This window comes from Methanofollis fontis, from assembly GCF_004297185.1.
Classification (GTDB): domain Archaea; phylum Halobacteriota; class Methanomicrobia; order Methanomicrobiales; family Methanofollaceae; genus Methanofollis; species Methanofollis fontis.
Map to the genome: position 1 here is coordinate 296092 of NZ_PGCL01000003.1, position 12673 is coordinate 308764.

Genomic DNA, 12673 nt, shown 5'->3' on the forward strand with positions numbered 1-12673 from the left:
CCGGCAGCGGGATAATGGTTCGGGGAGAAGCGGAAATCCGGGCGCTCTGCGATAGGTGTTTATAGCCGGAAACCTGAAATCCTGCTGTGATGCGATGATGTCCCGGCGGCTTTCCGAGGCGGAGGGGTATGCTCTTCTGGAAAAATATGGGATACGTGTCCCGAAATACAAAATAGCCGGAGATCGTGGGGAAGCAGGACAGATAGCAACAGAAATCGGGTTTCCGGTGGTGATGAAGATCGTATCCACCGACATCATCCACAAGTCGGACGCCGGCGGGGTGCGGACCGGGATCGCCGACATCAGAGAGGCCGAAGAGGCGTACGACGCCATCGTCGCCTCGGTCCGCTCCGCCCATCCGGGGGCGGCGGTCGAGGGCGTGATCGTCGAGGAGCACCTCCCGCCCGGACGGGAGTTCATCGTCGGCGGCACCACCGATCCCGCATTCGGTCGGGTGCTCGCATTCGGGAGCGGGGGCGTGCTCGTGGAGCTGCTCGACGACACCATTTTCACGGTGCTGCCCGCCGATGAGGAGGAGATCAGGGGGATGGTCAGGCGGATCCGGGGGTATCCGCTCATCCGCGGCTACCGCAATCTGCCGCCCCTCGACGAGGAGGCGCTCATCCAAACCCTCCGTGCCGCCGCCGCCCTGTTTGAGAATGAGGAAATCTCCGAATTCGACATCAACCCCCTCATCCTCTATCCAGACGGTCTCTGCGCCGTCGACGCCCGGTTCGTGGCGGCCCGGCCGCAGCAGCCGCGTCCGCCTGAGCGCCCACCCTTCCGCTTCCCCGAGATTACCTCCGTCGCCGTCATCGGTGCATCCGCCGATCCGACGAAGGTCGGATACTCCGTCCTCCGCAACCTCCTCTCGTTCAACGGTGCGGTCTATCCGGTGAACCCGAAGCGGGGGAGGATCCTGGGGCTGCAGGCATACCCCTCGGTCCTCTCCATTGGCAGTGCAATCGACTGCGCCGTCATCGCCGTCCCCGCTCCAATCGTTCCGGCCGTCCTTGAGGAATGCGGTCGGGCGGGGATCGGTTTTGCCGTCATCGTCTCGGCTGGTTTCCGGGAGAGCGGCGCCGACGGGGAAAAACTGGAGGCGGAGGTGCTGGAGGTCGCACACCGTCACGGGATCCGCATCCTGGGCCCGAACTGTCTGGGCATCATGCTCCCCGGGCACCGCATCAACGCCACCTTCGACACGATCACGCCCCTGAAGGGCCATATCGGATTTCTCTCCCAGAGCGGTGCGGTGATCACCACGGCCGTTGACTGGGCGGCCGGCACCGGGATCGGTTTTTCGGCCGTGGTGAGTGTCGGCAACAGCAGCGATCTCGGTTTTGCCGACCTGCTCCCTGCCGTGGCGGATGTGCCGGGAACACGGGCGGTGATCCTCTACATCGAGGAGATCCGGGACGGCGAACGTTTTCTGGCGGCGGCACGGGAGATCGGGTGGCGGGTGCCGGTGATCGCCGTCAAGTCCGGGGTATCAGAACGGGGCAAACAGGCGGCGGCCTCGCACACCGGGTCTCTTGCAGGCTCTGCCGCCATATATGCGGCCGCATTCGAGGGGGCCGGGATCATCGGGGCCGGGTCCATGGAGGAGGCCTTCCAGATCGGCGAACTCCTGGCATCCGAGGGGTATCCGGCAGGAGAACGGGCTGTGGTGGTCTCCGGCGCCGGCGGCTACGCCGTCCTCGCATCCGATTACGCCGAAAAATATGGTGTCTCGCTGATCCCACTCCCTGAGGGGATGCGTGCCGACCTCGACCTGGTGCTGCCGCCCATCTGGAACCATGCCAATCCGATGGACATCATCGGCGACGGCGGGGCGGGGCGGTATGCACGCGTCTTCGACATCCTGATCGACCGTCAGGACGAATGGGACGTGGCCTTCGTGGTCACCGTCCCCTCCGCCCTCCTCAATCCCGTGGAACTCGCCCATGAGATCGTGAGGTTCTCCGGAAAGACCGGAAAGATGATCGTCTCCTGCATGCTCGGCGGCGAGAGCATGGCGGCGGCGGTGAAGATCCTGAAGGCACGCGCCATCCCGAACTTCCCGGAGATCGAGGACGCCTTCAGGGCGGTGGGGCACGCACTGGCGGCGAAAGAGCACCGGCACTCAGGGGCGGGGGATGAGGGCCGATGAACCGGCATTTTTCACGGCGATCCGATAAGGCCGGGATGCCACCCGGTTCCCTGGTGTATGTCGGCGACGTCACCGCCGAACGGACCGTCGTCGACCTCATCGACTACACCTGGGAGAGCGTGGAAGAGCGGACGATATCTGATCCGACCGCCCTTGAGGAATACCGGGACCGGGACTCGATCACCTGGATCAATGTGACCGGGCTGCACGAGACCGCGGTCATCGAACGGATCGGCGGCATCTTCGGCATCCACCCCCTGGTGCTCGAAGACATCCTGAACACCGAGCAGCGCCCGAAACTCGAGGACTATGACGAAACGATCTTTGCCATCCTGCGGATGGTCAGATATGACGGGGCGGGGGACCTGGTGGATGAGCAGGTGAGTCTGGTGCTCGGGGAGAACTATGTGCTCTCTTTTCAGGAGCAGCCCGGCGACCTCTTCGACCCGGTGAGGGAGCGGATCCGGCAGCCGAAATGGCGGGCACGCAGACTGAACGCCGATTACCTCGCCTACGCCCTGATCGATGCCCTGGTCGACGGCTATTTTGTGGTGATCGAGGCCTTCGGCGAGCGGATCGAGGAGATCGACGACCGTATCCTGGACGAAAGCGATCCACAGGTGCTCGGGCTGATCCGCTCCATCAGGCGCGACCTCATCGCCCTGCGCAAGCATGCGTGGCCGATGCGGGAGATGGCCTCGGCCCTCGAGCGCTCCGAACACTCCCTGATCCAGCCGCAGACCCGCCTCTATCTCCGCGACGTCTACGACCACACCGTCCAGGTGATCGACACCCTGGAGACCTACCGCGATATGGCCGCCGGGATGCTGGACATCTACCTCTCCTCCACGAGCAACCGGATGAACGAGGTGATGAAGGTGCTCACGATCATCGCCACCATCTTCATCCCGCTCAGTTTTATTGCGGGCGTCTTCGGCATGAACTTCCGGCATATGCCCGAACTCGAATGGGGCTACGGCTACTACGGTTCCCTGCTCCTGATGGCGGCGGTCGCCGCCGGCATGCTCGTCTATTTCAGGCGGAGGGGATGGCTCTGAGAGAGGAGAAGGAGAGAGAGCGATGAAGAAAGTACTGATCAATGCGCGGAAGGACGATTACGAACGGCTTGCGCCGGTGCTCGAAGAGGTCTATCATGTGGTCGTCCACGAGGACACGATCTACCAGATCAAACTCTTCCTCCCTGACAATGACCTGGACCCCTTTATCGATCAGATCCGTTCGGTGATCGACCTCCGCTACCGGGACAACCTCATCGAGGTCTCCTCCCCTGACTTCGTGATCTCCCCCTACCTCAAACGCGTCGAACAGAAGACCGAAACACCGGAAAAAACACCGATAGAAGAGCTTCTGGACAGCACAAAGCCCTACCAGCGCCTGGACACCGGTAAGATCATCCTGACCTCGATTGCCGGGATCATCGCCCTGACGGGGCTGTTTCTGAACAATGTGGCGATCATCATCGGGGCGATGCTCCTCTCCCCCATCCTGGGACCGATCTACGGTTTTGCGATCAATATCGCCATCGGGAAGGTAAAAGAGGCCATACAGAGCATTGGAGTGCTCGCAACACTGCTGTTCTGCGTATTCCTCCTCTCGGCACTCAGCACCTTCCTGTTCAGCCTGTTTGCAGACCTTGTGATCACACCGGAGATCCTCTCACGCACGGTGGTCAGCCCGATCTACATCATCATGGCGATCCTCCTGGGGTTTGCATCGGTGCTCGCCCTGGCCCGCGGGATGTCTGACCTCATCGCCGGCGTCGCCATCGCCGCCGCCCTCCTTCCCCCGACGGCCGTGATGGGCATCGCCCTTGTCATGATGCAGGAGTTCCTCCTCCCCTCGACGGTGCTGGTGCTGGAGAACGTCATCGGCATGGTGGCCGGAGCGCTGATCGCCACCCTCACCCTTCAGATCGGGCCCAGGGAGTACTATGAGCAGGTGGCGGCCCGGCGCTTCATCATCAGGACGGCGCTGCTCGTGATCGTGCTCATCGCCATCCTGCTCGTGCTCAGCATATTCCTTGCCGTTCCGGCGGGATAGTTGTCAGAGACCTGAGTTCAAAAAAGGGAGGGCAAAGCCTCAGCTGATCTCCACCCGCTCACCGGTGACCATATAGTGGATCCGTTCGGCCATAGTGCAGCAGTGGTCGCCGCACCGTTCCAGGTAGCGGGCGACCATCACGTAGTCCATGCAGCGGTTGATGTTTCTCGGGTCCTCCATCATGTAGGTGACGCCCTCCCTGAAGGCCGAGTAGCGCATATCGTCGACACAGTCGTCCCTGGTCGAAAAATCGTCGAGGCGTGCGACATCCCCGCTCTCATAGGCGGCAATCACGTCATCGATCATTGAAAACACCATTTCGGCCATATGGGGCAGGTTGAGCATCCGCCCGAGATGCCCGGAGGCGAAGTCGGGCACGAGGATGGCGACGTCCTTTCCATAACGCCCGATCCGGTAGAAGCCCACGTTCATTTTGAGGGTGCAGACGATCGTCCGCAGGTCGTGCGCCATCGGCTGATAGAGGGCAATGAGGGTGAGCAGACGCTCGTCGAAGTGATCGGAGAGGTCGGAGAGTCTGCGCTTGCGTGCGTTGACGTCGGCGGCGAGATTGCTATCGGCGTCCTGGAGCGCCCTCATGGCGTCCTTCAGCATATCTGCCGCAAATTTGCTGTAATCGGTGAATTCTCGCCGTAGTAGTTTGAGTTCTTCGTGGAATTTATCGCTCATGCTTTCTGCACCTATCCGAATCTTCCCGTCACGTAGTTCTCTGTCAGTTCTTCCCGCGGTGCCTCGAAGATCCCGGTGGTCTCCCCGAACTCGATGAGTTTTCCGAGGTACATAAACCCGGTATAATCGCTCACCCGCGCCGCCTGCTGCATGTTATGGGTGACCATGATCACGGTATAGGTCTTCTTCAGTTCCTCGACCAGGTTCTCGATCTTTGCGGTTGCGATCGGGTCCAGGGCCGAGCAGGGTTCGTCCATCAGGATCACCTCGGGCCCGACGGCAAGGGTGCGGGCGATGCAGAGGCGCTGCTGCTGACCGCCCGAAAGACCGAGGGCCGAGGCATGGAGTCGGTCGCTGACCTCATCCCAGAGAGCGGCATCGCGGAGACTCTGCTCCACGATCCCGTCAAGGATTTTTTTATCCTTTATCCCATGTATTCTCGGTCCATATGCGATATTTTCATAGATGGACTTTGGAAAGGGATTCGGTTTCTGGAAGACCATGCCGACCTTTTTCCTGAGGCTGACCACATCGGTCTGCGGGGTATTGATGTTCGCCCCTTCGAAGAGGATCTCGCCCTCGATACGAACATTGTCCACAAGGTCGTTCATCCGGTTGAGGCAGCGGATGAGGGTGGATTTGCCGCACCCGGACGGACCGATGAGTGCGGTCACCCGGTTGCGTGCGAAGGAGATATCGACGTCCTGCAGGGCATGATGCTCGCCGTAATACAGGTTCAGGTTTCGTGTGCTGATGACTGCTGTTTCGGTCATTGGAAAATCACCACCTCATATTTTTCTGATAGCGACTCCTGACGCCGATGGCGATCGCATAGATGGCCACCACCAGGATCAGGAGGACGAGGGCCGTGCCGTACTGGTTCTGCTGCGCTCCCGGCACATTGGTCGAGAGGATGAACAGGTGATAGGGCAGGGCCATCACCGGTTCAAACACCGATGTCGGCAGGAAGCGTTTTGAGAAGACCACGGCGGTGAAGAGGATCGGAGCGGTCTCGCCCGCCGCCCTGCCGATGGAGAGGATCGTGCCGGTGAGGATGCCGGGCAGGGCGGGCGGGAGCACCACACGCCGGATCGTCTGCCATTTCGTCGCCCCGAGGGCCAGGCTTCCCTCACGGATCGATCCGGGCACGTTCTTGAGGGCCTCCTCTGTGGTCCTGATCACCGTCGGGAGGATCATCAGCCCCAGGGTGATCATGCCTGCCAGCAGCGAGACGCCGAAGTTCAGGAAGAGCACCAGGAAGGCGAACCCGAAGAGACCAAAGACGATCGAGGGCATGCCGTTCAGGAGGTCGATGCCGGTCCTGATGATCCCGGTGATCCGGCCCTCGCGGGTATATTCGGAGAGATAGATCGCAGCCCCGATGCCGATGGGAAGGGCGAAGGCGATCGCACCGGCGACCAGATAGAGCGTGCCGACGATCGCCGGGAAGATGCCGCCTGACCGCCCGAGGTCACGCGGGGGCTGGGTCAAAAATTCCCAGGAGATGGCCGGCAGACCGTTGACGATGATATAGGAGAGTATGATCACAAGGGCGCAGAGCACCAGCCCGATCGAGAGCACGATCAGGGCGAATGCAACCGACTGTGAATGTTTTGCCGGGAGGCGGTCCCGGACGAAGTATATCCCGGCAAGCAGGACGATAACGGCAGCTGCGACCGCCGGCGGCAGGAGCAGGAAGACGAACAGCACGGCGGCAATCACCAGGACTGCCCGGAACGCCAGGCGCACGTTCTCGGAATCCATGACCGATTTCTTCTTTGCCCGGCTCACCGCCTGCTGGCGAGACCTGATATGCTTCATGATTGCGACGGCGGCCAGATTGACGATGAGGGTGATCACGAGGAGCACGACGGCCACGCCGAAGAGTGCATGATAGTGCATGCTCCCGACGGCCACCTCACCAATCTCGATACCCAGGGTGCCGGTGAGTGTACGCACGGGCGAGAGCACATTGGTGATCGGGTCGGGGATGATCGCCGCATTGCCGCAGACCATGATCACGGCCATCGTCTCGCCGATGGCGCGTCCCATCCCCAGGATGATCGAGGCGGTGATCCCGGAGAGCGCCGTCGGCACGAGCACACGGCTGATCGTCTGCCAGTGGGTGGCGCCGAGCGCCAGAGAGCCCTCCTTGAAGGCCGCCGGCACCATCGAAAGGGCATCCTCGGATACCGAGATGATCGTCGGCAGCGCCATGACGCCCAGAAGGATCGAACCTGCAAGCCAGCTCTCGCCCGATGGGGTATCAAAGGAGATGCGGAGCCAGTTGGTCAGGACGATCAGGCCAAAAAAACCATAGACCACAGAAGGAATGCCGGCCAGAAGTTCAATCGCCGGTTTAGCGATCAAACGCAACCGGTAGGGCGCAAGTTCTGCGATGAATAGTGCACTCCCGATGCCGAGCGGCACCGCCACCACCATTGCCCCGATGGTGACCAGTACCGTGCCGACGATCAGGGGATACACACCATATGCGGGTTCGGCACCGGTCGGATTCCAGGTGCTCCCGCTGATGAAGTTCCATATCCCGATCGACTCAAATGCCGGCACCGCATCCCGCAGAAGGAAGAAGATGATGAAAAACACAGCAAGCACGGCAAATGAAGCTGTAAAAAACCATATCGAACGGATAATGGTCTCCTTCATCCCCCCGTTCCTGAAGGTCGGCACAAGGGAGCGGGATATGTTCTGATAATCGTCTGTCATATACCGTTCACCAGCACAAGAAAAATAATGGGTGTCATTGGACCAGAACCCGTCCGGCCCCTGAAATGTTCTGCCATAGACAGGAGACCTATTTTACCGGCACAAAGCCCTCATCAGCGACGATCGCCTGTCCCCCGGCGCTCATGATGGAGTCCAGGTAGTCCTGTGCAAGCCCGGTGGGCTGGCCCTTCGTGAACATGTTCAGGGAGCGGGCGATCGGGTATTCGCCGGCGACAACGGTCTCGACGGAGGGGGTGACCTGCGTGCCGTCGACATCGATCTTCACGGCCTTGATGGTGTCGTCGATGTAGCCGAGACCGACATAGCCGATGGCGCCGGGGGTCTGGGCAATGGTCTGCTGGATTGCGCCGTTCGAGTTCTTCTCGAGCTGGTTGGGCGTGAAGTCTTCCCTGTCCATGACACTCTCGTGGAAGAATTCGCGGGTGCCCGAGGCGCTGTCACGCCCGACGACAACGATTGCCTGGTCGGATCCGCCGACCGCATTCCAGCGGGTGATATCGCCGAGGTAGATGGACTTCACCTGGTCCTCGGTGAGGACATCGACGGAGTTGGAGGGGTGGACGATGATTGCAATACCGTCACGGGCGACGATGTGCTGAACAAGGTCGGGGTACTTCTCCTTCTCAGAGTCCTTCAGGTCGCGGGAGGCCATACCGATATCGGCGGTGCCTTCACCGACGGCCTGGACACCGACGCTCGAACCGCCGCCGCTCACCTGGATGTCGGCGTAGGTGTTGGCGTCCATGAATGCCTCGGCGGCCATCTGGGCGATCGGGAGGACGGTGGTCGAACCGGTGACCGAGATACTCTGAGTCGTCGGTGTCGTGTCACCGCCGTTTCCAACGCAACCGGTAAAGAAAATGGCTACAATTACCAGTGCAAGTATTGGCAATGCAAGGAATCCGGGGTTTCTACTCTCCACGGTTTTTCACCATGTAAAAATCGGGCGGAGACAGTATAATTCAAACCGAATTATACTATGTTTCGGAATATATTCGATAGAAAGTATTGATTCGTATATAGTTTTTGAATAGGTATATATCTCGGCACCACACCATTGAGTAGTAATGGAAATCCGCAAGGTTCAGATCACGGGCGGTTCATCATATATTGTTTCTCTCCCCAAGGAATGGATAAAATCCTCGAAGATTGCGAAGAACGATCCGGTCGGACTGATCGTCCAGCAGGACGGGACACTCCTGGTCACCCCCAAAATCGATGTAGAAGCCGTACAACGCGAAAAGACGTTTCAGGTGAATGCAACCACCGACCAGATATTCATTCTGCGATGCCTGATCAGCGCATACATCGCGGGCTATACGGTGATCACCCTGACGGCACAGGGGCGGTTGCCCCCAAAAATCCGGATGCGTGTGCGCGATTTCACCCAGATGGCAATTGGACAGGAGGTCGTGGAGGAGACCGAGACCTCGATCCGGATCAAGGACCTGCTCAACCCCTCTGAGATGCCCTTCCAGAACACCATACGCAGGATGGCGGTACTGGCGAGAGGGATGCACCAGGACAGCGTGGAGGCATTGAAGTCCGGCAATACGGCGCTTGCCGAGGATGTGATCGCGCGCGACAATGATGTCGACCGCCTCCAGTGGTTGATTGCGCGGCAGGCGAACCTGGTGCTGAACGACGCCAACCTCTCACGGCGCATGAACGTCAGTCCGCAGATGGCACTGACATATTTTTTGATTGCACGGATCATCGAGCGGATCGGCGATCACGGCACCCGCATCGCACGCAGTTCCATCGGACTTACGATGACAGACCAGAAATGTGATATCATCACAATGATCGACGATGCAAGCACCACTGCATCCTCCATATTTGACCGGGCCATCGAATCGCTTTTCTCACAGGATATCAAGACGGCAAACGCAACCATCCAGCATGTCGAAGACCTCGAAGAACAGGCGCGGGCGATCAACACCCATGCACTCGACTATGATGCCGCCACGGCGACGGCGCTGGTCTCGATATCCGACAGCATACGCAGGATAGGGGAATATTCGGGAGATATCTGCGAGAGTATCATCAATCATCTCATTCACGAAGAGACACCGATACACTAAAATTATTCGGCGCACTGTATTTTTCGATCCCAATGGATGAGACGACGATTGTAGAAGACCTCACAGACAGCACATGGGAGACACGGATCGAGAGGGGTGAACTCCCCTCGATTGTGATGTTTCACAGCCCGACATGCCCGTTCTGCAAACAGATTGAACCCTACTTCCGCGATTTTTCCGGAGAATATGCGGGACGCATTCTTTTTGCCAGACTGGACGTATCCACCAATCCCTGGACAGTCGAACGCTATGCCGTCCGTCAGACACCGACGTTCAAATTTTTCTGTTCAGGAAAACCGGTTCAGGAACTTGTGGGAGCGGCATTTCCGGCACTCCTCAAGAAAAACATCGATGAGTTCCTCAAACATGGCGAGGGATGCGCACGGAGCAGCAGTGAAATTGACTATGAGATTACGGGGTATGCATAATCCTGTAGAAGAACTGCAGGAGAAAGAAAATAACATATTCATCATTTTAGTAACTAATTTTTCTGAAAACCGATTATAGGTGGAATTATTATTTTAAACCATCCATGCCAAACCCAAATCTTTATATTTCAGTATATGCAACTGATAGTAAGGAGGAAAAAGGAGTCTCAGCGACACGTCCCCCCCGTAAACATGTGTCTTTTTTCTGAGACTGACTTGCCTCCTTTTTTGAACTTCCGCTTTCAAGGATCGCTATTATTTTAGTCACACTCATCCCTGGTCAATTGATTTCAGGGTGAGGGATTCAGAGCACCCGGTGCATCCGGGTATAAAAAAACCATCCAGGGACGATATCTATAGAGTCTGTCTATTTTCAAAAAAATTCGGTTGAAACAGACTTTCAAAACCGGCCACCATTAGATAACATTATATATAAGATGGATCTGTATTGGCAGTGGGGGACGCATGAAAGGCCTGATTCTTGCAGGCGGCCATGGTGTTAGACTCCGGCCGCTGACCTATTCGCAGCAGAAACAACTGATTCCGATAGCAAACAAGCCGATCCTGTTCTACTGCATCCAGGATCTCATTGATGCCGGAATTCATTCCATCGGCATCGTTGTCGGCCCGAACAAGGAGCAGATCCAGCATGAGGTGAATAACCATGGCTTTGAAGCGGATATCGAGTTTATCGAACAGGATTCACCGAGGGGACTTGCACACGCGGTGAAGATCGCACAACCGTTCATCGGCGATGACCGTTTTATCATGTATCTCGGAGACAACATTCTCCGGGGAGGGATACAGGGATTTGTCGATGATTTCAGGACATCCCCGGCAGAGGCCAGTCTGCTGCTCACAAAGCTCCACAACCCTGAACATTATGGGGTTGCTCTGGTGGATGAACAGAAGAAGGTGATCCTCAAGCTTCTCGAGAAGCCGAAAAACCCCCCTTCAAATCTCTGTATTGTCGGGATTTATGGGTTGTCTCCGAGAATATTCGAGGCATCTGACAATATCGCCCCCTCATGGCGGGGGGAACTGGAGATCACCGATGCCCTCCACTGGCTGATCCTGCAGGGACACAGGGTCACCTATGATCTTGTGGAGGGGTGGTGGAAGGATACCGGAAAACCGGAAGACCTTATCGATGCAAACCGCCTTGTCCTCGATACCCTTGGATCGATGAACGGAAACGGATCCTCTCCCGGCACCGTGGAGAACAGCACCATCTCAGGCCGATGCAAGATCGGGCGAAACACCGTGATTAAAGACAACTCCGTCATTAAAGGGCCGGTGATTATCGGAGACGACTGTATCATCTCAAACGCATACCTTGGCCCCTATACCAGCATCGGCAACGGCTCAATTCTCTCGAATACCGAGATCGAGGACTCAATCGTGATGGAGGGATCGGTAATCAGGAATGCCGACCGGATCGTTGAGAGCCTGATCGGCAAGAATGTGACCATCGAGAGGGATGGAAGGCTTCCTGGTGGACGACGGTTCGTTATCGGCGACAATTCAAATGTGATAATCTGATTCAGGAGACAATGACCATGAAAATAGTTATTACCGGTGGCGCCGGCTTCATTGGCTGTAATTTTGTCCGGAAAATGCTTGACACCCGTCCGGACAGCGAGATCGTGGTGCTGGACAAGCTGACCTATGCCGGGAGAAAAGAGAATCTTGCAGACGTAAGTGACCGGATCTCCTTTATTAAAGGCGATATCTGTTCAAAGGAGGATGTGGCCCGGATCGGGGACTGCGATCTCCTCTTCAACTTTGCTGCCGAGACGCACGTGGACCGTTCCATCACCGATGCCGGGGTGTTCGTCAGGACCGATGTCATCGGCACCCATACCCTCCTCGAACATGCACAGAACCATGAGGTGTCAAGGTTTGTGCAGGTGAGCACCGATGAGGTCTACGGCAGCATCAGGATCGGGTTTTCTCGAGAGGGTGACCCGATGAGTCCCTCCTCCCCCTATTCGGCCAGCAAGTCGGGGGCGGAGATGCTGGTCCAGGCATATCATACCACCTATGGGCTGGACACCATCATTACCCGGAGCTCCAACAATTTCGGGCCATATCAGTACCCGGAAAAACTCATACCGGTGCTGATCCTCCGGGCAATGCAGAATCAATCCCTGCCGATCTACGGGAATGGCCTCAATGTCCGGGACTGGATCTATGTCATGGACAATTGCGACGGTATTGCCTGTGCGGCTGAAAAGGGGAAAAACGGCGGCATATACAATATTGGGGGCGGCAACGAACGTACAAACCTCGAGATCGCGCGGACGATCCTCCAGATACTGGGAAAACCGGAAACACTCATCAGGTTTGTAGAGGACAGGCCCGGTCACGATCTCAGATATGCCCTCGACTGCTCCAGGATGAGGGAGCTGGGCTGGAAACCGCACTACCCGTTCATGGATGCCATAAAACAGACCTGCGCATGGTATGCAAAGAACAGGGAGTGGTACTCACCACTCCTTGCAGCGGTATAA

Annotated in this window: 11 protein-coding genes; 7 read left to right on the plus strand and 4 right to left on the minus strand. The window is 57.8% G+C overall.

Translation table 11 applies throughout. The annotated features are described in order from the left end of the window. Positions 1–97: 97 nt before the first annotated feature. Genes CUJ86_RS08305 through CUJ86_RS08315 form a run of 3 tightly spaced genes read left to right on the plus strand, consistent with a single transcriptional unit; the run spans position 98 to position 4213 of the window. Positions 98–2152, plus strand: a complete 2055-nt coding sequence (locus CUJ86_RS08305) for an acetate--CoA ligase family protein (RefSeq protein ID WP_207231408.1) — start codon at positions 98–100, stop codon at positions 2150–2152. 35 nt (positions 2153–2187) lie between these two features. Then, positions 2188–3210: a magnesium/cobalt transporter CorA gene (gene corA, locus CUJ86_RS08310; protein WP_235855625.1), complete on the plus strand. Its 1023-nt coding sequence runs from the start codon at positions 2188–2190 to the stop codon at positions 3208–3210. Positions 3211–3232: 22 nt separating this feature from the next. Next, the gene (locus CUJ86_RS08315; protein WP_130647104.1) at positions 3233–4213 is read left to right on the plus strand and encodes a TIGR00341 family protein; all 981 of its coding nucleotides are present in this window, start codon (positions 3233–3235) and stop codon (positions 4211–4213) included. Positions 4214–4252: 39 nt separating this feature from the next. Here the strand turns inward: CUJ86_RS08315 and phoU are convergent, their stop codons facing one another. The 4 genes from phoU to CUJ86_RS08335 all read right to left on the minus strand — a co-directional run bounded on the left by phoU (position 4253) and on the right by CUJ86_RS08335 (position 8570). Then, complete coding sequence (phoU, locus tag CUJ86_RS08320) at positions 4253–4900, minus strand: phosphate signaling complex protein PhoU (protein ID WP_130647105.1); 648 nt, start codon at positions 4898–4900, stop codon at positions 4253–4255. Positions 4901–4911: 11 nt separating this feature from the next. After that, positions 4912–5673 carry a phosphate ABC transporter ATP-binding protein PstB gene (gene pstB / locus CUJ86_RS08325; protein ID WP_130647106.1) on the minus strand — a complete coding sequence of 254 codons (762 nt, stop codon included), beginning with the start codon at positions 5671–5673 and terminating at the stop codon, positions 4912–4914. A 7-nt stretch (positions 5674–5680) separates the two neighbouring features. Continuing rightward, positions 5681–7567: a phosphate ABC transporter permease PstA gene (pstA, locus tag CUJ86_RS08330; protein ID WP_235855639.1), complete on the minus strand. Its 1887-nt coding sequence runs from the start codon at positions 7565–7567 to the stop codon at positions 5681–5683. 148 nt (positions 7568–7715) lie between these two features. Further along, entirely contained in the window at positions 7716–8570 is an 855-nt protein-coding gene (locus CUJ86_RS08335) for a phosphate ABC transporter substrate-binding protein (RefSeq protein ID WP_130647108.1), read from the minus strand. A 145-nt stretch (positions 8571–8715) separates the two neighbouring features. Here CUJ86_RS08335 and CUJ86_RS08340 point away from each other — a divergent pair, with 145 nt between their 5' ends. The 4 genes from CUJ86_RS08340 (at position 8716) to rfbB (ending at position 12673) form a co-directional block, all read left to right on the plus strand. Continuing rightward, positions 8716–9732, plus strand: coding sequence for a phosphate uptake regulator PhoU (locus CUJ86_RS08340; RefSeq protein WP_130647109.1), 1017 nt, complete (start codon positions 8716–8718; stop codon positions 9730–9732). A 32-nt stretch (positions 9733–9764) separates the two neighbouring features. After that, entirely contained in the window at positions 9765–10160 is a 396-nt protein-coding gene (locus CUJ86_RS08345; RefSeq protein ID WP_130647110.1) for a thioredoxin family protein, read from the plus strand. 465 nt (positions 10161–10625) lie between these two features. Then, positions 10626–11702, plus strand: a complete 1077-nt coding sequence (locus CUJ86_RS08350) for a glucose-1-phosphate thymidylyltransferase (protein ID WP_130647111.1) — start codon at positions 10626–10628, stop codon at positions 11700–11702. A gap of 17 nt (positions 11703–11719) precedes the next feature. Continuing rightward, positions 11720–12673 carry a dTDP-glucose 4,6-dehydratase gene (gene rfbB, locus CUJ86_RS08355; RefSeq protein ID WP_130647112.1) on the plus strand — a complete coding sequence of 318 codons (954 nt, stop codon included), beginning with the start codon at positions 11720–11722 and terminating at the stop codon, positions 12671–12673.

Bases quoted from the DNA above. Each gene is read 5' to 3' on its own strand.
- CUJ86_RS08305 (WP_207231408.1), top strand. From the start codon at position 98: ATGTCCCGGCGGCTTTCCGAGGCGGAGGGGTATGCTCTTCTGGAAAAA.
- corA (WP_235855625.1), top strand. From the start codon at position 2,188: ATGCCACCCGGTTCCCTGGTGTATGTCGGCGACGTCACCGCCGAACGG.
- CUJ86_RS08315 (WP_130647104.1), top strand. From the start codon at position 3,233: ATGAAGAAAGTACTGATCAATGCGCGGAAGGACGATTACGAACGGCTT.
- phoU (WP_130647105.1), bottom strand. From the start codon at position 4,900: ATGAGCGATAAATTCCACGAAGAACTCAAACTACTACGGCGAGAATTC.
- pstB (WP_130647106.1), bottom strand. From the start codon at position 5,673: ATGACCGAAACAGCAGTCATCAGCACACGAAACCTGAACCTGTATTAC.
- pstA (WP_235855639.1), bottom strand. From the start codon at position 7,567: ATGAAGGAGACCATTATCCGTTCGATATGGTTTTTTACAGCTTCATTT.
- CUJ86_RS08340 (WP_130647109.1), top strand. From the start codon at position 8,716: ATGGAAATCCGCAAGGTTCAGATCACGGGCGGTTCATCATATATTGTT.
- CUJ86_RS08345 (WP_130647110.1), top strand. From the start codon at position 9,765: ATGGATGAGACGACGATTGTAGAAGACCTCACAGACAGCACATGGGAG.
- CUJ86_RS08350 (WP_130647111.1), top strand. From the start codon at position 10,626: ATGAAAGGCCTGATTCTTGCAGGCGGCCATGGTGTTAGACTCCGGCCG.
- rfbB (WP_130647112.1), top strand. From the start codon at position 11,720: ATGAAAATAGTTATTACCGGTGGCGCCGGCTTCATTGGCTGTAATTTT.